Source organism: Bradyrhizobium sp. UFLA05-108 (genome assembly GCF_059803455.1).
The window spans coordinates 1-19,962 of the sequence record NZ_JBANAZ010000018.1 but is presented as its reverse complement, the minus strand read 5'-3'; the positions used below and the strand labels follow the sequence as shown (position 1 = coordinate 19,962).

The following is a 19,962-nucleotide window of genomic DNA, read 5'->3' as shown; positions in this document are numbered from 1 at the left end:
GGAGATCATGAAAGCGCTCTTCGTCACAGCTTTGCTCGCCGCGACCGTTGCCGGCATTGGTCTTGCCAGCGCCGCCGATGGATGTGGCCCCGGCTGCCGCACCACCGTCTCCGGGGCGTGTGTCGTCGATGGATGGGGGAGCGGCGCGCGCGGCTGGAACGAGTGCCCGGCGGGCGCACAGCCCCGGCCGCCCTGTCCATCCGGCTACACCTGGAGCCCGCGTAAACGCGCCTGCTTTGCCAGCTATTAGCATTGCTTCTCGCCAAACGACTGTCTGGCCAGCCGTTGGCTCGGTGCGATCGCGCTTGGCTAAGCTGCTTTGCTCGAAATCAGGACCGCGACCGATCGCGGGCCGACGCCGTACGCGTTGGAGATGTATGGCTGTGCGCCCGCCTCCTCGACGATATCGTTCGGACTCTCCAGCGACGTATCCACCACGCGCTTCCAGATCGACGACGTCGGGAGTTCGAAGCTCAGTGCTTCCCAATACGCATTGAACATCGCGAAAATGTCGGCACCGCCCGTCGACGCGCCGCTTAAGTGGAGCGCCAGCGAGCGCGAGCCGCTGCCGAGATCGGGATCGCCGTCTGTGCCGTGCCACGTGCAGTCGGCACCCCATCCCGTGCTCCCAGCGATCACCGGATGCGCCTTGCGCAAGCCGATCATCATGCGGAAGAAGCGGAGCACGTCGGCGTTGGTTACAGTGAGGTCCCAGTCGAGCCAGGTGGTCTCGTTGTCCTGGTCGTAGACGTTTGGATTGCCGTTCTGGCTGTGCATGAATTCGTCGCCCGCAACGAACATCGGCACGCCATTCGACAACATCAGCAGGCAGCAGAAGTTCTTGACCTGCCGCTTCCTCAGCGCGGCGATCTCGGCGGGCACGTCTTTCGTGCCCTCGTAATCGCAGCCCCAGCTGCGCTGGTCGTCGTTGGTGTAGCTGACGAGGTCGCACAGATTGAGCCCGTCGTGGCAATCGACGAAGTTGATGCTCTGCGTACGCCGGTCGGCATCAGTGAGCGTGTCCGGAAACAGGTCCGTGCTGCCGTAGAGGCGGGTCATGAGATCGGCGACCAGACCACCATCGCCCTTGACGAAGCCGCGGACGGTGCTGCGGAAATGATCGTTCCATTGGCACCAGGAGCGGCCCGGAAAGGCACGGCCCATCTGATAGCCGCCGCCCGCGTCCCACGGTTCTGCGATCAGCCTGACATCCGCGAGATCGTGATCTCCGGAGATTTCCACCACGATCGGCGGATCGTCGGAATTGAGCGATCCATCCTCGTTGCGGGCGAAGATCGAGGCGAGGTCGAAGCGGAAGCCATCGACGCCGATCGATGTCGCCCAATATCTGAGACTGTCGACCACCATCAGCCGCGGCGCCGGATGTGCGGTCCTGAGGTCGTTGCCGCATCCGCTGAAATTGACGTAGCTGGAAAAGTCGGTCGGCGACAGCGCGTAGTAGGTCGAGTTGTCGATGCCGCGGAAGGAATAAGTCGGACCGCCTTTGCCCATCTCCGCGGTGTGATTGTAGACGACGTCGAGCAGCACCTCGATGCCGGCCTTGTGCAGCTCGTCGACCATGGCGCGAAATTCACGAAGCGCCCCTTCCGGCGTGCCGGCCACGCTGTAAGGCGTGTGCGGCGAGAAGAAGTTGAGCGTCATGTAGCCCCAGTAATTGTTCGTCCCCGGCTCGAACTGGTGCACCGGCATAAGCTCGACGGCAGTGATGCCGAGTTCCTTCAGGTACGGGATTTTTGCGACGACGCCGGCAAAGGTGCCGCGCTGCTCTTCGGTGACGTTCGAATTGGCCCGTCGCGTGAAGCCGCGCACATGCATTTCGTAGATGATCAGCTCGTGGTTATGGCGTGGCGCCGGCGGCCGGTCGGGGGGCGGGGCCGTCGCGCCATCAGCGAGCAGGCCGAGCGGCGCCTTGCCCGCATTCGATCCGGGCACCATCGCCGCATCACGGCTGAAGGCGGGCGGGAAGAACACGCCTTTCGCATAGGGATCGAGCAGGATCTTGTCGGGATCGAAGCGCTGCCCGCTGGCGGGATCGAAGGGACCATCGACCTGATATGCGTAATATTTTGCGTCCGCGATCACATCGGATGGCACCCGCATGTGCCAGACGCGGCCGGTCTTGTTGACTGGAAATGTGAAAGGCAGAACGCGAAGCGGTGTCGCGAACTCGCCGGCACGAAAGAGCAGGAGCGTGACCGCGGTCGCGTGCTTGGAATAGAGTGCGAAATTGCAGCTCTGGTCCGCCTCGTTGCGGGAACAGCCGAGCGGCCAGGGCAAGCCCTCGCTGCCTTCCAGATCCGCCATGACGATCTCCAATACACCTGCCGACGGCTGGCTTCATGCTCACATCAAGAGGGCGTCTTGCGGAGATAAGAGCCCACCGGGATGACAATGTCGAGACCGAGGGATAACAGCGTACTGCTCACCTCAGGTTCGATTTGTGCGAGGCTTTGCCTCGGTGGCACGGCGAGCCGTTTCGTGTCATATTCCGAGCCAGGCGGCCGGTGCGCGTCGGCAGTTGCGGCGCCAATCAACCAACAAGCGCTGGAGGAGCGTTGGGGATGTCGAAGCGGACGACGGCCGCGGTCTGGGTGCGGAGCATCGCGGAGATGCTCGCCGCCGAGGGGCTGGATGTCGCGAGCCTGTTTGCGGCCGCCGGCATCGATCCGCACGAACTCGAAGGTTCGAGCGCACGGCTCTCCACCGAGAAGATCAGTCATCTCTGGGAGCTCGCGGTCGAGCGTTCGAAAAATCCGGTCCTGTCGCTCGCGCAATATCAGATGGCGCGACCGGCGGCGTTCGACGTCGTCGGCTACACCATGATGTCATGCGCCGATCTGCGCGGTGCTTTCGAGCGGTTGAACCGCTATCTGCTCATCCTCAGCGACGCGCTGACAATGAGCATGACGGAAGAGGGTGATTGCTGCCGTATCGATTTCGTGCTGTTCGGCGGTAACCGGCCGATCCCGCGCCAGCGCATCGAGTTCATCTTCGTCACCGTGATCGGCTTCTGCCGCTGGATCGCGCGCAGTGACGTCAATCCGCGCGCCATCGCGCTGACCTATCCCCCGCCCGCGGATATCTCGCCCTATCACGCCGCGTTCCGCTGCCCGGTCACGTTCAACGCCGAGCGCAACAGCGTCGTGCTCGCGCGTAGCGACATGAACCTGGCGCTGCCGACTTTCAATCCGCAGCTCGCCGAGCTGCACGAGCGTTATGCCGGTGAATATCTGCGCCACTTCGATCACGCACTGACCAGCTTTCGCGTGCGGGAGGCGATCGTGCGGCGGCTTCCCGACGGCGAGCCGCGGCGAGACGATGTCGCGGTCGAGCTCTGCATGAGCGAGCGCACGTTGCAGCGGCGGCTGGAAGAGGAAGCGACCTCGTTCGTCCAGCTTTTGGACGATACGCGGCGAGAACTGGCAGACCAGTATCTCGGCCGCCTGCATCTGTCGCTCGGGCAGGCAGCCTATCTGCTCGGCTTTGCCGACCAGAGCAGCTTCTTCCGAGCCTGCCGGCGCTGGTTCAAGGCCTCGCCGGGCGAATATCGCAATCGCCTGCTGCACGGGGTACCGGCAACCTAGTTAGCGCGTGCGATCGAACCCGAATGCTTAAATCTTTGCTAAGCGGTTCGGGATAAATTGGCATTTCAGCATTCTGCCAATTCATGCGAGCACCAAGATGTTTTCCCGCATCAGTTTCAAGCTTGTCCTGATTGTCGCCATCAGCCTCCTCGGCATGATCGTGCTGGCGCCGATCGCGCTTTACACCATGCGCGCGCAGATGGTTGCCGATCGCCAGGCCAAGACCCAGCAGATGGTCGACGTCGGCTATGGCATCCTGTCGCACTACCAGAAGCTCGAGAGCGAGGGGAAGCTGACGCGCGAGCAGGCGCAGGCCGCCGCTCAGGCCGAGATCAAGAGCCTGCGCTACGACAAGGTCGAGTATTTCTGGATCAACGACATGGCCCCGAAGATGGTCATGCATCCGATCAAGCCCGAACTCGACGGCAAGGATCTCTCCGGCATGAAGGACCCTGCGGGCAACGCGCTGTTCATGGGTTTCGTCAACGTCGTGAAGGGGCAGGGCGCGGGCTTCTACAGCTACCTCTGGCCCAAACCGGGCTTCGAGCAGCCGGTCGCGAAAATCTCCTATGTGAAGGGCTTTGCGCCGTGGAGCTGGATCATCGGCACCGGAATCTATCTGGACGACGTCGACGCCGTGTTCCGCCAGACCGCGATGACCTTCGCATGGGTATGTCTTGCCGTGTTCGCGCTGGTTCTCCTCGCCTCCTTCGTGATCGGCCGCAGCGTCACCAGGCCGCTCGCGAACATCACTGCGCTCACGGAGCGGCTCGCGTCCGGCGACAGCGCATTCGACGTGCCCTATACGAATCACCGTGGTGAAGTCGGCGGATTGGCCAAGGCGCTCGCCGTGTTCAAGGACAATGCCGCGGCGGTGCACCGGATGCATGCCGAGCAGCAGGAGCTGAAGCAGAAGACGGACGCCGAGAAGCGCAAGGTGATGGTCGACCTCGCCGGCAAGTTCGAGGCCAGTGTCCAGGCCGTGGTCCGCGACGTCTTCAACGAAGCGCAACAGATGCAGCAGGCCGCGCAGGGCATGTCTGAAACCGCCGACAAGGCGAGCGCGCGCGCGAGCATCGTCGCCGATGCCTGCCAGCAGGCTTCGAGCAACGTGCAGACGGTGGCCTCCGCCGCCGGCGAGCTATCGTCGTCGATCACGGAGATCAGCCAGCGTGTGGCGCAAGCCGCACAAGTCGCCGACAAGGCGGCGGCCGACGGCCAGCGCACCAACGACACCGTGCAGGGGTTGGCCCAGGCGGCCCACAAGATCGGTGAGGTCATCGACCTCATCAACCAGATCGCCTCGCAGACGAACCTGCTCGCGCTCAACGCCACCATCGAGGCGGCGCGCGCCGGCGAAGCCGGCAAGGGTTTTGCCGTGGTCGCAAGCGAGGTGAAGTCGCTGGCGAGCCAGACCGCGAAGGCAACCGACGAGATCGGTGCGCAGATCTCGGCGATCCAGGCCGAGACCGATCAGGTGGTCGGAAACATTCAGAGCATCCGCGCGACCATCATGGAGGTCAACGAGATCTCCTCCTCGATCGCAGCGGCCGTGGAAGAGCAGGGCGCCGCGACGCAGGCCATCGCGCGCAGCGTGCAGGACGCCGCGTCCGGCACCAACCAGGTCTCGCAAAACATCTCCGGCGTCACGGAGGCAACCTCCGAGACCGGCCATGCCGCAGGTCGGGTGCTGCAATCGAGCGGCCGGCTGACGCAGAAGCTGCAGGCGTTGCAGCACGAGGTGACGACCTTCGTCACCGGCGTAAGGGCGGCGTAGGACTCTACTCCCTCACCGTCACCCTGAAGTGGCCGCGAAGCGGCCCTCGAAGGGCGACGGCCCGGCTGTTGCCGCGAGGACATCACAGTGCGCTGCTATACCTCGGCCGCTCATCCTTCGAGGCTCCCAGCAGTGCGAATGCACTGCGCTGCTCGCGCCTCGGGATGACGGTGTGAGGTCGGTACGCAGGGAGAGACCGTTTATTCCACGTCGCGGCACCGGGCCCGCGTCACGCTTGACTCCTCCCCCGCTTGTCGTTGACGTCCTTCCATGCCTGCCGCAAATAGGCGCGGTGCACGGAGGCCCGCTCAAATGTCGTTCCGAAAGCTCCTGATCGCCAATCGCGGCGAGATCGCCATCCGCATCGCGCGGGCCGCGGCGGATGCCGGCATTGCGACGGTGGCGATCTTTCCTGCCGACGATGCGCTGTCGCTGCACGTCCGCGTCGTCGACGAGGCCGTTGAGGTTCCCGGCCGCGGGGCGCGTGCCTATCTCGACATCGAAAGCGTCGTGAAGGCTGCGAAGGGTGCCGGCTGCGACGCCGTGCACCCCGGCTATGGCTTCCTCAGCGAGAACGCCGACTTCGCCAAGGCTTGCGCCACCGAGGGCATCGCCTTCGTGGGACCGAAGGTGATCGCGCTCGAGCTGTTTGGCGACAAGGTCGCCGCGCGGCAGCTTGCAAAACGCTGCGGCGTGCCGATCATCGCCGGCACCAGCGGGCCGTCCTCGCTTGGCGAGATCCAGGCGTTCTTCGACTCACTCGACAAGTCCGCAGCGATCGTGATCAAGGCGATGGCCGGCGGTGGCGGCCGCGGCATGCGTGTCGTGGAGAAGGCGGCGGATCTGGCGGAGGCCTATGCGCGCTGCCAGTCGGAGGCGAAAGCGGCCTTCGGCTTTGACGGCGTCTATGCGGAGCGCCTGGTCCGCAAGGCGCGCCACATCGAGGTGCAGATCATCGGGGACCATCATGGCGCGATCAGCCATCTCTGGGAGCGCGAATGCACCGTTCAGCGCCGGCACCAGAAGTTGATCGAGGTGGCGCCCAGTCCCTCGCTCAGCGACGGCTTGCGCGGCCGCATCATCGAGGCGGCAAAGCAGCTCGCCACGCACGCGGGCTACGACAATCTCGGCACCTTCGAGTTCCTGGTCGATGGCGCCACTGAAGACAGCTTCGCCTTCATCGAGGTCAATCCGCGGCTTCAGGTCGAGCACACAGTGACGGAGGAGGTGCTGGGTGTCGATCTCGTCCGCGCGCAGCTTGCGGTCGCCTCCGGCGCCTCGCTCGCTTCGCTGGGCCTCGACCAGGCTTCGATCCCGACGCCGCGCGGCCACGCCATGCAGCTCCGTATCAACATGGAGACGCTGGACGAGACTGGTGCGACGCACCCGACCGGTGGCGTGCTTGCGGTGTTCGAACCGCCCTCGGGCCCTGGCGTGCGCGTCGATAGTTTTGGCTATGCCGGCTACAAAACCAGCGCCGCCTTCGACTCACTGCTTGCCAAGGTCATCGTCCATACGTTGGGTGAGGCTTGGCACGACGTGGTCGCGAAGGCCTCGCGGAGCTTGCGCGAATTCCGCATCGATGGCGTCGTGACCAACATCCCCTTCCTCCAGGCGGTGCTCGCTCATCCCGACTTCAGGACCAATCGTATCGCGACCGACTTCATAGATCGCAATGTCGCAAAGCTCGTAGAGGCGGCCGACGGCGCGGCGCGGCCGCTGTTCTTTGCACCGACTGACAAGTCCGGCGATCACGCGGCGCAAACCCACGTGGCGCAGGAGGTGCCGGAGGGAACGGTGATGGTCGCGGCGCCCTTGCAGGGCACCGTCGTGACGATCCAGGTCAAAGAGGGCGAGATCGTGCGGCCCGGCCAGCAGCTCGCGGTGATCGAATCCATGAAGATGGAGCACCTGGTAATGGCCGAGCAGGGTGGCCGGGTCATGAGGCTCGTGGCCGGCGACGGCGTCACGCTGCTGCATGGCGAGCCGATCCTCTATCTCGAGCCACTCGACGTCGCGGCCGACAGCGCTGCCAAGGAAGCCGAGATCGATCTCGATCACATCCGCCCCGATCTCGCCGAGATGTTGTCGCGCCAGGCCGACACGCGCGACGAAAATCGCCCGGCGTCCGTCGAGCGCCGCCGCAACACCAATCAGCGCACCGCGCGCGAAAACGTTGTGCAGCTCGTCGACGACGGCTCTTTCATGGAATATGGCAGCCTCGCCATCGCCGCGCAGCGTCGCCGCCGCAAGCTCGACGATCTCATCAAGAACACGCCGGCGGACGGCCTGATCACCGGCGTCGCAACCGTAAATGCGGACAAGTTCGGCCCCGATGATGCGCGCTGCATGGTGGTCGCCTACGACTACACCGTGCTTGCGGGCACGCAGGGCCACATGAACCACAAGAAGATCGACCGCATGCTGACGCTCGCCGAACAATGGCGCATGCCACTGGTGTTTTACGCCGAAGGTGGCGGCGGGCGGCCCGGCGACACCGATCGTCTCGGCATGACCGGCCTCGATGGTCCTTCCTTTTTGCAATTCGCAAGGCTTTCCGGCCTCGTGCCTGTCGTGGGCGTTGTCTCAGGCTATTGTTTTGCGGGCAATGCGGCGATGCTTGGCTGCTGCGACGTCATCATCGCCACCAAGAATGCCTCGATCGGCATGGGCGGGCCGGCCATGATCGAAGGCGGTGGTCTTGGCGTCTATCATCCCGCCGAGGTTGGCCCGGTCTCGTTCCAGTCCCCGAACGGCGTCATCGACATCCTCGTCGAGGACGAGGAGGAAGCAACGCGCGTTGCGCAGAAATATCTGTCCTATTTCCAGGGCGCGGTGAGCGGGTGGCAGGCGGCCGATCAGCGCCTCCTGCGCCGCGCGATCCCCGAGAACCGGCTGCGCGTTTACGACATCCGAAGCGTGATCGATCTCATCGCCGACAAGGGCTCCGTTCTCGAACTCCGCCGCGACTACGGCGTCGGCATGGTCACCGCCTTCATCCGCATCGAAGGCAGGCCGTTCGGCCTGATCGCCAACAATCCCCGCCATCTCGGCGGCGCGATCGATGCGGATGCCGGCGACAAGGCGGCGCGCTTCCTCCAGCTCTGTGACGCCTTTGACATCCCGATCGTCTCGCTCTGCGATACGCCCGGCTTCATGGTCGGCCCGGAGGCCGAGAAGACCGCGATCGTGCGCCACGTCTCGCGCATGTTCGTCACCGGCGCGAGCCTCTCCGTCCCGCTGTTCGGCATCGTGTTGCGCAAGGGCTATGGTCTGGGCGCACAGTCGATGATCGGCGGCGGCTTCCATGCCTCCTTCTTTACCGCGGCTTGGCCGACCGGGGAATTCGGCGGCATGGGTCTCGAAGGTTATGTGCGGCTCGGCTTCCGCAAGGAGATGGAGGCGATCGTCGACACGGTCGAGCGCGAAACGTATTATCGCAACAAGGTCGCCGAGCTCTACGCCAACGGCAAGGCGGTCTCGATTGCCTCGGTGTTCGAGATCGACAACGTCATCGATCCCGCTGAGACGCGGCGGTGGATCATGGCGGGCCTGCGCTCCGTGCCGAAGCCGCCCGAGCGCACGACCAAGAAGCGCCCCTGCATCGACGCGTGGTGAGCAGGCGCAGCAACGGCAGCGTGCCGGTTCCCGATTGACATTCTCGCCTCAGCGACGGTCATGTCGGGACCGGACGATCGAATCAGAGGACGTGGTTTGTCATGACGGAAGCTGCCTATGTTGCGGTTGATTGGGGCACGACGAGCTTCAGGCTCTGGCTGATCGACCGTGACGGCCAGGTTCTGGCTGAGCGCCGCAGCGGCGAGGGCATGATGGCGGCGGCGAAGACTGGCTTTGCCACCGTGCTGCAATCGCATCTGGATGCGGTCGGGGCGGGAAGCGAGCTGCCTGTGCTGATCTGCGGCATGGCCGGCGCCCGCCAGGGCTGGGTCGAAGCCGGCTATGTCGATACCCCGGTTCCGCTCGCCGCGATCCTCGCGCGCGCGGTTCCGGTCGCCGGACAGTCGCGCGACATCCGGATTCTGCCGGGAATTGCGCAGCGTGACGCCGGCGCGCCGGACGTGATGCGGGGCGAGGAGACCCAGTTGCTCGGCGCGCTTGGTCTTGAGGCCGCCGGCGAGGCGCTGGTCTGCATGCCCGGGACGCATTCGAAATGGGTGAGCGTCAGCGGTGGAACGGTCGCACGTTTTGCCACCTTCATGACGGGCGAGCTGTTCAGCGTCGTCTCGCGCGAGACGATCCTCTCGCATGCGGTTACTGGAGCCGATGATGCTGAAGACCGCGAGGCGTTCAGGTCAGCGGTTGCGGCTGGGTTCAAGACCCCGGCATCGGCAGCCAACCTTCTGTTCCAGGTGCGGTCGCGGCAGCTCCTGTTCGGCGGCACGCCGGCCGCGGCGCGCGAAACCATCTCGGGCACCCTGATCGGAATCGAGCTCGCGGCAGGGCTCGCCCACGGCCGGCCGCAGAGCGGTATCAGACTGGTTGCATCAGGGCGGCTTCAGATGCTGTATCGGCTGGCGTTTGAAACACTTGCGGTGGCGGTTGAGCCAATCGATGCCGACGAGGCAGTGCGCAGCGGCCTTGCGATGGCGGCGCGCGCCATCTGGACGAGATAGAAGGATTTTTTGCATGAACGTGCCATTTCCGACGATGAAGCGTCCGCTGGTCGCAATCCTGCGCGGCGTGAAGCCCGACGAGGCCGACGGCATCGTCAGCGTGCTGATCGAAGCCGGCATGACTGCGATCGAGATTCCCTTGAATTCGCCCGACCCGTTCCGCTCGATCGAGATTGCGGTCAAGCGTGCGCCCACTGGCGTGCTGGTCGGCGCCGGTACTGTGCTCACCACCGCCGATGTCGACCGGCTGAATGAGGCCGGCGGCAAGCTGCTGGTGGCCCCGAATGTCGACACGCAGGTGATTGCGCGTGCGCATGAGCACGGCATGGTGACCATGCCCGGCGTGTTCTCGCCGACTGAAGCGTTGCTGGCCGCACGCGCCGGCGCATCGAGCCTGAAATTCTTTCCAGCCAGCGTGCTCGGCGCCGCGGGCATTGCCGCGATCCGCGCCGTGTTGCCGGCAAGCGCAATGATCGCTGCTGTCGGTGGGGTCTCCGAGCAGAATTTTGCCGAATATGTCAAAAGCGGCGTGCGCGCCTTCGGCCTCGGCAGCAGCCTCTACAAGCCGGGCATGACCGCGGCCGATGTCGCCGCGCGCGCCAAGGCGACAATTGCGGCCTACGATCTCGCAATTCAGGACGCGTGAGAGCGGAGCGTCAGCTTCGTCTTGCCGAGGGCCACACCAGCCGCTCATGGCGGCGCGCAAAGCGCTGCCAGTGCAGCACCGCGCCGACCAGCAGCGCAGGCACGAAGCCGAGGATGATCAGGAAGTTTGGCAGCGGCTTCGGCGAGATGAACTCGATGGCGATGTCCGAGATCAGCCACAGCGCGGCGAATAGCACGGCAAAGTCGGTTCGCGGAAAACGCAGGTAATAGAAGATCGCGGTGATGATCACAGCGGGTCCGATTGCGACGCCGATCATGACCGCGGTCAGCTCTTTCGGCGTCAGCGCGTCCAGCACCATCGACGCCAACAGCCATATGGCGGCGAACATGGCGATGATGTCGATCGGATGCCGCACTGCGGTTCCTCTGGTGGAAGCCGCGTTATCGTTGTGGCGCTTGCGCCGGCCGTCAAGCCCCCAATGCGCCTATTCTTCCTCGCTTCCAGGCGTCGGCCGCAGCATGAAATGACCGAAGGCGGACGCGATCGGCTTGTCCGGGTCGTCCTGCCATGCCCTTGCCTCGAACGCGACGATGCGCCGGCCCTGCTTGACGATCGAGACGTTGGCAAAGCTGTCGAGCGCGCGGCCGGAGCGCAAATAGTTGATCGTGAGTCCGATCGGCTTGGGCGGCCTGGAGATGCCGAGCTCGCGTGTCACGCCGACGATTGCCGTGGTCTCCAGGAATGCGCCGGTCATGCCGCCATGGATCGCGGGCAGGATCGGGTTGCCGATGATCTTCGGCGAGAACGGCATCATCAGCGTGCCGTTATCCTGGAAGCGGATGCCGAGGCAGCGCGCGAAGGGGCTATTGGCGAAGGGGCCGGCCGGATCCTCCGGTGCGTCCAGCGTCGGGATGCTGCGCTGGTCCGTCGCGCGCTCGGCCAGCATGTTGGTGCGGTTGGCGCCGATCATGAAGCAGGCGGTCGCGGTTGCAACAGGGTCGTCCTCCGACTCTTGGTAGGCCGTCGCGCGCACGAAGGCGATCGAGCGCGTTGTGCGATAGCAGATCGAATGCGCTCGGATGTCGAGGCCGGGCGTGGCCGGCTTCTGATAGTCGATGCGCAGATCCAGCGTCGCGATCGCGTGCGTGCCGTCGAGCGCGAGTTGCACCGCCATGCCGCAGCACTCGTCCAGCATCGCTGTGACCACGCCGCCATGCAGCACGCCGGTTTCGGTATCGCCGACGAAGACTGGGCGGTACGGCAGGCTCGACCAGGCTTCACCAGGTGCTGCGCGGTCGAGCCTGAGCCCGCTGATATAGCCATAATCGGAGCGGCGTCCCCTAATGGCCTCGGCGAGCACGTCGAACGGAAGAGTCGTGTTTTGCGATCTGGACATGACCATATTTTAGACCGTTGTCGCGGCTCGCGCAAAAATCTCCTGCTTCATTCGGGGCTCGACAGGCGAGGACGAAGCAACGATGCTGCGGGATCATCTGTTTTGAGAACGACGAGGAACCCCATGGCAGACCCCGACGCGCCGGCGACCAGTTCAGGGGGCGTGACGATTTCGACAGGAAGCGCCGAGCGGGCGCCGTTCATCTATTTCGACGGCGTGTCCTGCTTCGGCCATCACAACGGCGCGATCCAGATCGAGCTCGCCGCGAACCTTTTGATGCCGGTGGGTCCGGGCGTCCGGGTCGACGTGATCCAGACCGGACACATCCGCTGCAGTCCTGCCGCCGCCATCGCCCTGCGCGAAGCGCTCGACAAGGCGCTCGCCATGATGCAGCAGGGCCAGCAGCAGCCGATGGAGACGATTCCGGCCATGAAGAATTGATCGCTTCGTAGGGTGGGTTAGCCCCGCGGCTGCGCGAAGCGCAGTCCGACGGGCGTAACCTACCACTTCTGTGCCCCGTAAATGGTGGATTACGCCTTCGGCTGATCCACCCTACGCAGGTCAAGCAGTCGCGCGCTCATCCCTTCGTCACGTGCACCTTCGGCTTCTTGCCGGCATTCCACTTGCCGTCGATGGCGCGCTCGATCTGCGCGGCGAGTTGAAGCAGCAGGCCGTCATTGGCCTGCTTGGCGATGGCCTGGATGCCGAGCGGCAGGCCGTGCTCGTTCTCGGCGAGTGGCAGCGAGATCGCCGGCATGCCGCAGAGGTTCGCCAGCGGCGTGAAGGCAAAATTGCGCCAGAGATTGCCGAACCAGTCCAGCACATCCGGATTGTCGGAGATCGTGAGATACTCCTTGGTGCCGACCTTCGGCGTCGGAAGCGCGGTGATCGGCGTCAGGATGACGTCCCACTGCTCGAAGAAGCCGCCGAAGCCGCGCGATGTCGTGTTGAACACCGCCTGCATTTTTGCCCGCTCGGCAAAGCTCGTGTGCCGGCCCGCCTCCCAGATCCGGATGTTCATCGGCTCGATCAGATCCTCCGGCGGCCGCTCCAGCCCGCGCGCGGCGAGCATGTTGGAGATCACGACGGCGAAGTTGGAGATGTAGCAGGTCGTCTGCGCGTCGAAAGCGGCGCGAAAATCGAGCTCGGGCAGGGCAAAGTCGACGTGATGGCCGAGGCCTTCGAGGAAGCGGCCGACTTTCTCCAGTTCGGCTGCGATGTGCGGCGTCGCGCGATAATCGCCCCATTGATGCGACAGCGCGATGCGGAGCTTGCCCGGATCGCGCTTGATCATATCGGTATAGGGCTGCGCCGTGGTCCAGAACGGCATGAACTCGCCGGGCGCAGGTCCCCGGGCATGATCGACGAAGGCCGCGGTGTCGCGCACGCTGCGCGACTGGCAGCCCTGGATCGAAACGAGGCCGGTGAGATCGGACATGTGCGGCGCGAGCGAGAACACGCCGCGTGACACCTTCAGCCCGATATTGCCGTTGACCCCTGCAGGAATGCGGATCGAGCCACCGCCGTCGGTCGCATGCGCAATCGGCACGATGCCGGCGGCGACCGATGCGGCGCTGCCTGCCGACGAGCCGCAGGTGGTGTAGTCGGTGTTCCAGGGGTTGCGCGTGACATAGACGGCCGGGTTGTCGGCGGAGCTGCATACCCCGAACTCCGGCGTCGTGGTGCGTCCGATCAGGTTCAATCCGGCCTGGCGGAATTTCGAGGTCAGGAAGGTGTCGGCGCCTGCGCGATTGCCGCGCATCAGCAGCGAGCCCATTTCCTGCAAGCGGCCTTTCATGGTGGGCCCGAGATCCTTCATCAGGAAGGGCAGGCCGGCGAACGGGCCGGTGAGGTTGGCGCCGTCCTTGGCGGGATCCGCGATCACGTCGTCGAACAGCTCGACCACGCCGGACAGCGCGGTATCGACCTTCGCCACCGCGGCCGCGGCCTGGCGCGCCAATTCGGCAGGCGTGAGGTCGCCCTTCTTGACGCATGCGGCCAGCGCTACGCCATCGTGTTGCGCCCATTCATTCCAGCTCATCGGCAAGGTCATGGCGATTCAATCCTCTCGTTCGGCGGCGAACATAGTTTCGCGAGAGGGTGTGTCAATCGACAGGACCCGCATGGCTGCGCCGCCGAATCCGGAGATTTTGCGGCGGTCCTGGCGGCACGCGCGCGTGACTAAATCCTGAGATTGAAGACCCTCGACGAGTCGCGCCGTAAGCGTTGACGACCGGGCAAATCGGGTGGCCCGGATTTCGCTTCGCTCCGTCCGGGCTACAAGTGCTCCGCGGCGCAAATGGCTTGGTTTGTAGAGCTTCGGAATCTCGATAGTCTGGAGCGTCGGCGCCCACGCTCGCAATGAAGGGCGCGCCAGCCGCGGCAACCAGCCGAATGTGGCGAGATCGCATCAGCGCAACAAAAAAATCCCTTGTCGACTGTTCGGTGTCGTACCTTGATGAATCAAGTCGGGATGGTCCATAAGCGGCGTCCCGCGGGCCGTCGGTTCGGTTCGCGTCGCGTGCTTTGATTAGAGGAAACTGGCGTGGCAAACATCAACCAGAAGATTGCGCAGGAGCTCGGGGCCCGGGAGGAGCAGGTTCAGGCGGCGGTGGAGCTGCTCGACGGTGGCGCCACGGTTCCCTTCATCGCTCGCTACCGCAAGGAAGCCACCGGTGCGCTCGATGACGCGCAGCTCCGCACGCTGGAAGAGCGCCTTGTCTACCTGCGCGAGCTCGAAGACCGCCGCAAGGCGATCCTCGAATCGATCCGCGAGCAGGGCAAGCTCGACGCGACGCTGGAGGCCACCATCATGGCCGCCGACAGCAAGGCGCGCCTGGAGGACATCTACCTGCCGTTCAAGCCCAAGCGCCGCACCAAGGCGGAGATTGCCAAGGAGGCCGGCCTCGAGCCACTCGCCGACCAGTTGATGGCGGAGCCCACCAACGATCCGAAGCTGGTGGCGGAAACGTTCGTCAACGCGGAGAAGGGCGTCGCTGATGCTGCTGCCGCGCTCGATGGCGCCCGCGCCATCCTGGTCGAGCGCTTCGACGAGGACGCCGATTTGATCGGGAGCTTGCGCGAGGAGATGTGGACCAATGCGCGGATGGCCTCCAAGGTGCGCGACGGCAAGAAGACCGAGGGCGAGAAATTCGCCGACTACTTTGAGTTCTCCGAGCCACTGACAAAACTCCCGTCGCATCGCATCCTCGCGATGTTCCGCGGCGAGAAGGAGGAGATCCTCGATCTCCAGATCCAGGCCGAGGCCGAAGTGCCGCCGGCGGGCGTGCCGAGCGCCTATGAATTGAGGATCATGAAACGGTTCGGCATTGCCGACCTCAAGCGCGCGGGCGACCGCTGGCTGATCGACACAGTACGCTGGGCCTGGCGTACCAAGATCCAGGTGCATCTGAATATCGATCTGCGCATGCGGCTGTGGAACGCGGCCGAGACCGAGGCCGTGCGCGTGTTCGCCTCCAATCTGCGCGATCTCCTGCTGGCCGCGCCCGCCGGCACTCGCGTCACCATGGGACTGGATCCCGGCTACCGCACCGGCGTCAAGGTCGCGGTGATCGATGCGACCGGCAAGGTGGTCGACACCACCGCAATCTATCCGCACGAGCCGCAGCGGCAGTGGAACGAGTCGCTTGCGACCCTCGGCCGGCTCGCGCTGAAGCATCGCGTCGAGCTGATTGCCATCGGCAACGGCACCGCCTCGCGCGAGACCGACAAGCTCGCGACCGAGCTCGTCAAGGGCCTGGCCGAGCTGAAGATGACCAAGATCGTGGTGTCGGAAGCCGGCGCGTCGGTCTATTCGGCCTCGGCCTTCGCCTCGCAGGAATTGCCGGGCCTGGACGTTACCTTGCGCGGTGCGGTCTCGATCGCCCGGCGCCTCCAGGATCCGCTCGCTGAGCTCGTCAAGATCGAGCCCAAGGCGATCGGCGTCGGCCAGTACCAGCACGATCTCGGCCAGGCCAAGCTCGCCAAGTCGCTCGATGCCGTGGTCGAGGACTGCGTGAACGCCGTCGGTGTCGACGTCAACACCGCCTCCGCGCCGCTGCTCGCGCGCGTGTCGGGCGTCGGTGCGGGCCTTGCCACAAGCATCGTGCAGCATCGCGACGCCAACGGTCCGTTCAAGTCGCGCAAGGCGCTCAAGGACGTGCCACGGCTGGGACCCAAGGCGTTCGAGCAATGCGCGGGCTTCCTGCGCATCCTCGGCGGCGAGGATCCGCTCGATGCTTCCGGCGTGCATCCGGAAGCCTATCCAGTGGTACGCAGAATCCTCGGCGCCACCAAGAGCGACATCAAGGCGCTGATCGGCAACAGCGACGTTGTCCGTACACTGAAGCCGAAGGACTATGTCGACGAAACCTTCGGTCTGCCGACCGTCACCGACATCCTGCGCGAACTTGAAAAACCCGGCCGCGACCCGCGTCCGGCGTTCAAGGCGGCGGTGTTCAAGGAAGGCGTCGAGGAGATCAAGGACCTCAAGAAGGGCATGATCCTCGAGGGCACGGTCACCAACGTCGCCGCCTTCGGCGCCTTCGTCGATATCGGCGTGCACCAGGACGGCCTCGTGCACATCTCGGCAATGTCCAAGAATTTCATCAAGGATCCGCGCGAGGTGGTGAAGCCGGGCGACATCGTCAAGGTGAAGGTGCTGGACTTCGAGGTCGCCCGCAAGCGCATCTCGCTGACGCTGCGCCTCGACGACGAAGTCGGAGCCACGAAGGACGCGCCCGGCATGCAGCGCGACAATTCGCGCAACTCCGGCCGCATGACCTCCTCGGCGCCGCGCAAGCAGGAATCCTCCGGCGGCGGCGCGCTCGCCGAAGCGCTGCGTCGCGCCGCTGAAAAGAGTGGCCGCGGCAAACCGGCGTAAGGCGAGCCGCGCAAATTAACTTCTGCGTTAGAATCTGGCGCATTTGTAAGTTGAAGGAGCCCGTCTATTCTCATCTCCTGAGCCTCCTCGGGCGGCGAGGCATGTCGCCGCACTGCAAGGAGGTTTTCCGATGAACAACAGGCTTCTCACAGGCCTCGTCGCAGCGGCAGTCGCCGCGACGCTGGCGGTTGCGTCGCCCGTCCTCGCACAACGCGGTGGCGGCGGCGGGCATGGCGGCGGCTTCGGCGGCGGTGGCGGCCATATGGGTGGTGGCGGCATGGGCGGCGGTGGCTTTCGTGGTGGTGGCATGGGCGGCGGTATGGGCGGCGCTCATTTTGGCGGCATGGGCGGCGCGCGCTTCGCTGGCGCGAGTTTTGGTGGCGCGCGCTTTGCCGGCGCACCGATTGCAGGCCGTGCGGCCTTCGCATCGCGCTTTGCAGGCAACCCAATGGCCGCCCGCGCTGCCTTCGTCGGGCCGCGCTTCGCCGGTGCCGGCTGGCACGGCAGGCCCTTCATCGGCCGCCACGCCTTCTTCTTCCGGCACCATCGTCGCTTCGCCTTCTTCGGCGCGCCTTTCGTCTATGCTGGCTTTTACGGTGGCTGCTGGCGGCAGAGCTGGACGCCCTGGGGCTGGCAGTGGGTCAATGTGTGCGGGGACGATTGGTACTAGCATCGCGTAACCGCACCGTTGTCGCGATCGCCGCCGGGCAGTTCCGCCCTGCCCCGGAACGGGATAGTCTGGTGGCGATCGTCGCAAGAAGTTGAGCCACGGGTTGAGCCATGAGCGGAGGTCACCGCCGCATTCTCGTCGTCGAGGACGACCTGGAGACCGCAGGCCAGCTCGCAGAAGAGCTGACGACCAGCGGCTACGAGGTCGATCTCGCCGCGACCGGCCGCGAGGCGATCAGCCGCGGCAGCGAGCGCGACTATGCCGTGATCACCATCGATCGCATGCTGCCCGACATCGACGGCATCACGGTGATGCGCCAGCTGCGCGATGACGGTATCGCGTCGCCTTTCCTGATCATCTCCGCGCTCGGCGAGGTCGACGACCGCGTGCGGGGCCTGCGCGCCGGCGGTGACGACTATCTCGTCAAGCCGTTCTCCTTCGTCGAGTTGCTCGCGCGCCTCGAAGCGCTCGGCCGCCGCAGCGAGACGATCGCCAAGGAGACGATCTTGCGCGTCGGCGATCTCGCGGTTGACCTGATCTCCCGCAGCGCCAGCCGCCGCGGCAAGAAGATCCCATTGCTGCCACGTGAATTCCAGCTGCTCGAATATCTCGTCCGCAACGAGGGCCGCGTCGTCTCCCGCGCGATGCTGCTCCAGCACGTCTGGGACCTGCATTTCGATCCCTCCACAAACATCATCGACGTCTATGTCGGCCGTGTCCGCCGCAAGGTCGACGACAGCCAGGCCTATCCGCTGATCCACACCATCCGCGGCATCGGATATTGCCTCCGTGCTCCTCGCTAACACGCTCAAATCATCGACGTTCCGCCTGGCGCTGATCGCGATCGCGGTCTTCGGCCTGATCGTCGCGGCGATCATCGCCTATGTCTACTATGGGACGCTCGCCTATGTGCAGAGCCGGGTCGGCGATGTCGGCGATCACGACGGCTTCACCGGAATGATCGAGCTTGCCATGATCGCGGTCGCCCTGCTGCTGCTGGTGCTCGCCGCGGTCGCCGCGGTACTGGTGACGCGGCGTACGGTCGGCCGCATCGAGCAGATCAACGCCACCAGCCGCGCCATCATGCTCTCGGGCCTTGACCAGCGCATTCCCTTGCGCGGCAGCCACGACGAATGGGACAGCGTCGCTGAAAACCTCAACCAGATGCTCGACCGCATCGAGACCCTGATGGGCGAGGTCAAGCAGGTCAGCGACAACGTCGCGCACGATCTGCGCACGCCGCTGACGCGCATGCGCGGCCGGCTGGAAAAGGCCTATCATGCCCCGCGCAACAGCGAAGCCGACGCTGCGCTGATCGGCGATACCATCGCCGACCTCGATGCCGTGCTCGGAATGTTCGCCTCCATCACGCGGATATCCGAGATCGAGACCCGCGCGCGCAAGGGCGCGTTCCGCGAGCTGAACCTCGTGGAGATCGCCGGCGAAGTCGTCGAGCTCTACGATGCCGCCGCCGAGCAGGTGGCAACCCGTCTCAATTTGACGGGCGACCGCGAGGTCAGGGTCACCGGCGACCGCGACCTGCTGTTCGACGCCATCGCCAACCTCGTCGACAATGCGATCAAGCATGGCCGCGCGAACGGGCAGGTGACCGTGATCTGCAAGTCCAGCGACGGTGGCGCGCTGATCTCGATCGAGGACGACGGGCCCGGCATCCCGAAAGATCAGCGGGACCACGTATTCAAGCGCTTTTACAGACTCGAGCAGAGTCGCTACACGCCAGGCAACGGCCTAGGCTTGAGCCTCGTCGCCGCGATCGTGCGGCTGCACGGTGCTGAGATCGTACTCCATGACAACGCGCCGGGGCTGACGATCCAGGTCCGTTTTCCGTCGTCCGCACTGTAGGCGTACAAATTTGCTGGAGCATGATCAGGAAAAGTGTGGAGCGGATGACGATTCATCCTAATCTCATGGCGTTTTAGGCGATGGCCCCGCTGTTCCCAGGAAGCAGAAGTGCGGTGAAATGCATCTTGCGCGGGTCAGCGGCGCCCTGTTCAATAGCGCTGGTTTGAACGAGGTTGCGATGCGCATGCTTCGTTGGACAATCCTCGTGGTCACGACGTTCCTGGCCGTCACCCCGGTCACGGCTCAACGCTACGACTCCAATTACCCAGTTTGCCTCCAGAAGTGGGGGCAGAGCGGTGCCACCTCCATCTACTGCGGTTATACATCATTGGACCAATGCAGGGCGACGGCGTCGGGACTCTCGGCTACGTGCTACGCCAACCCATATTGGCAGCAGGGGGATCAGACGTCACCGGGCCGCGTCCATCGATGACAAGGCCGCGTCTACTAATCTTACTGTGTCATAAAATCATCCGCACGGTACGTCTTTGGATGAGAGCAGTACAGCACGGACATCGTCGCAGGCGA

16 protein-coding genes are annotated in these 19,962 nt (G+C 64.7%); 12 read left to right on the top strand and 4 right to left on the bottom strand.

The genetic code is table 11. The features are described from left to right. The first annotated feature begins 7 nt into the window (after positions 1-7). Complete coding sequence (locus tag SO140_RS15375) at positions 8-250, top strand: GCG_CRPN prefix-to-repeats domain-containing protein (RefSeq protein ID WP_449382466.1); 243 nt, start codon at positions 8-10, stop codon at positions 248-250. 59 nt (positions 251-309) lie between these two features. Here SO140_RS15375 and SO140_RS15370 read toward each other — a convergent pair whose 3' ends face one another. Next, entirely contained in the window at positions 310-2,325 is a 2,016-nt protein-coding gene (locus tag SO140_RS15370) for a glycogen debranching protein (RefSeq protein ID WP_449382439.1), read from the bottom strand. A 257-nt stretch (positions 2,326-2,582) separates the two neighbouring features. On the opposite strand from SO140_RS15370, the gene SO140_RS15365 reads away from it, so the two are divergent. The 5 genes from SO140_RS15365 (at position 2,583) to SO140_RS15345 (ending at position 10,662) form a co-directional block, all read left to right on the top strand. Continuing rightward, the gene (locus SO140_RS15365; protein WP_449382438.1) at positions 2,583-3,605 is read left to right on the top strand and encodes an AraC family transcriptional regulator; all 1,023 of its coding nucleotides are present in this window, start codon (positions 2,583-2,585) and stop codon (positions 3,603-3,605) included. 97 nt (positions 3,606-3,702) lie between these two features. Continuing rightward, positions 3,703-5,382: a methyl-accepting chemotaxis protein gene (locus tag SO140_RS15360; protein ID WP_474801788.1), complete on the top strand. Its 1,680-nt coding sequence runs from the start codon at positions 3,703-3,705 to the stop codon at positions 5,380-5,382. Between the two features lie 312 nt (positions 5,383-5,694). Continuing rightward, positions 5,695-9,000, top strand: coding sequence for an acetyl-CoA carboxylase family protein (locus SO140_RS15355; protein ID WP_474801790.1), 3,306 nt, complete (start codon positions 5,695-5,697; stop codon positions 8,998-9,000). Positions 9,001-9,101: 101 nt separating this feature from the next. Further along, positions 9,102-10,016: a 2-dehydro-3-deoxygalactonokinase gene (locus tag SO140_RS15350; protein ID WP_474801792.1), complete on the top strand. Its 915-nt coding sequence runs from the start codon at positions 9,102-9,104 to the stop codon at positions 10,014-10,016. A 13-nt stretch (positions 10,017-10,029) separates the two neighbouring features. Continuing rightward, a complete protein-coding gene (locus tag SO140_RS15345; RefSeq protein WP_474801794.1) occupies positions 10,030-10,662 on the top strand; it encodes a 2-dehydro-3-deoxy-6-phosphogalactonate aldolase in 633 nt (210 codons plus the stop codon). Positions 10,663-10,672: 10 nt separating this feature from the next. On the opposite strand, the gene SO140_RS15340 is transcribed toward SO140_RS15345, so the two are convergent. Then, on the bottom strand, positions 10,673-11,038 hold the full coding sequence (locus SO140_RS15340) for a hypothetical protein (RefSeq protein ID WP_449382433.1): 366 nt from the start codon (positions 11,036-11,038) through the stop codon (positions 10,673-10,675). A gap of 69 nt (positions 11,039-11,107) precedes the next feature. Beyond that, on the bottom strand, positions 11,108-12,019 hold the full coding sequence (locus tag SO140_RS15335) for a PaaI family thioesterase (protein WP_474801797.1): 912 nt from the start codon (positions 12,017-12,019) through the stop codon (positions 11,108-11,110). Positions 12,020-12,142: 123 nt separating this feature from the next. Here SO140_RS15335 and SO140_RS15330 point away from each other — a divergent pair, with 123 nt between their 5' ends. After that, positions 12,143-12,460, top strand: a complete 318-nt coding sequence (locus tag SO140_RS15330) for a hypothetical protein (protein WP_449382431.1) — start codon at positions 12,143-12,145, stop codon at positions 12,458-12,460. A 136-nt stretch (positions 12,461-12,596) separates the two neighbouring features. On the opposite strand, the gene SO140_RS15325 is transcribed toward SO140_RS15330, so the two are convergent. Next, positions 12,597-14,072 (bottom strand): amidase, encoded by a 1,476-nt coding sequence (locus tag SO140_RS15325; protein WP_474801799.1) that lies wholly within the window; start codon positions 14,070-14,072, stop codon positions 12,597-12,599. A gap of 492 nt (positions 14,073-14,564) precedes the next feature. Here SO140_RS15325 and SO140_RS15320 point away from each other — a divergent pair, with 492 nt between their 5' ends. From SO140_RS15320 to SO140_RS15300, 5 genes are all read left to right on the top strand, one after another. Continuing rightward, positions 14,565-16,901 carry a Tex family protein gene (locus tag SO140_RS15320; RefSeq protein ID WP_474801801.1) on the top strand — a complete coding sequence of 779 codons (2,337 nt, stop codon included), beginning with the start codon at positions 14,565-14,567 and terminating at the stop codon, positions 16,899-16,901. Between the two features lie 130 nt (positions 16,902-17,031). After that, positions 17,032-17,571: a hypothetical protein gene (locus SO140_RS15315; protein ID WP_449382428.1), complete on the top strand. Its 540-nt coding sequence runs from the start codon at positions 17,032-17,034 to the stop codon at positions 17,569-17,571. Between the two features lie 110 nt (positions 17,572-17,681). Next, positions 17,682-18,374, top strand: coding sequence for a response regulator transcription factor (locus SO140_RS15310; RefSeq protein WP_449382427.1), 693 nt, complete (start codon positions 17,682-17,684; stop codon positions 18,372-18,374). Further along, complete coding sequence (locus SO140_RS15305; RefSeq protein WP_449382426.1) at positions 18,361-19,434, top strand: sensor histidine kinase; 1,074 nt, start codon at positions 18,361-18,363, stop codon at positions 19,432-19,434. The genes SO140_RS15310 and SO140_RS15305 overlap by 14 nt, the downstream gene beginning before the upstream one ends. A 118-nt stretch (positions 19,435-19,552) precedes the next feature. Further along, a complete protein-coding gene (locus SO140_RS15300; protein WP_449384531.1) occupies positions 19,553-19,867 on the top strand; it encodes a DUF3551 domain-containing protein in 315 nt (104 codons plus the stop codon). The last annotated feature ends 95 nt before the right edge of the window (positions 19,868-19,962 follow it).

Bases quoted from the DNA above. Each gene is read 5' to 3' on its own strand.
- SO140_RS15375 (WP_449382466.1), top strand. From the start codon at position 8: ATGAAAGCGCTCTTCGTCACAGCTTTGCTCGCCGCGACCGTTGCCGGC.
- SO140_RS15370 (WP_449382439.1), bottom strand. From the start codon at position 2,325: ATGGCGGATCTGGAAGGCAGCGAGGGCTTGCCCTGGCCGCTCGGCTGT.
- SO140_RS15365 (WP_449382438.1), top strand. From the start codon at position 2,583: ATGTCGAAGCGGACGACGGCCGCGGTCTGGGTGCGGAGCATCGCGGAG.
- SO140_RS15360 (WP_474801788.1), top strand. From the start codon at position 3,703: ATGTTTTCCCGCATCAGTTTCAAGCTTGTCCTGATTGTCGCCATCAGC.
- SO140_RS15355 (WP_474801790.1), top strand. From the start codon at position 5,695: ATGTCGTTCCGAAAGCTCCTGATCGCCAATCGCGGCGAGATCGCCATC.
- SO140_RS15350 (WP_474801792.1), top strand. From the start codon at position 9,102: ATGACGGAAGCTGCCTATGTTGCGGTTGATTGGGGCACGACGAGCTTC.
- SO140_RS15345 (WP_474801794.1), top strand. From the start codon at position 10,030: ATGAACGTGCCATTTCCGACGATGAAGCGTCCGCTGGTCGCAATCCTG.
- SO140_RS15335 (WP_474801797.1), bottom strand. From the start codon at position 12,019: ATGTCCAGATCGCAAAACACGACTCTTCCGTTCGACGTGCTCGCCGAG.
- SO140_RS15330 (WP_449382431.1), top strand. From the start codon at position 12,143: ATGGCAGACCCCGACGCGCCGGCGACCAGTTCAGGGGGCGTGACGATT.
- SO140_RS15325 (WP_474801799.1), bottom strand. From the start codon at position 14,072: ATGACCTTGCCGATGAGCTGGAATGAATGGGCGCAACACGATGGCGTA.
- SO140_RS15315 (WP_449382428.1), top strand. From the start codon at position 17,032: ATGAACAACAGGCTTCTCACAGGCCTCGTCGCAGCGGCAGTCGCCGCG.
- SO140_RS15310 (WP_449382427.1), top strand. From the start codon at position 17,682: ATGAGCGGAGGTCACCGCCGCATTCTCGTCGTCGAGGACGACCTGGAG.
- SO140_RS15300 (WP_449384531.1), top strand. From the start codon at position 19,553: ATGCATCTTGCGCGGGTCAGCGGCGCCCTGTTCAATAGCGCTGGTTTG.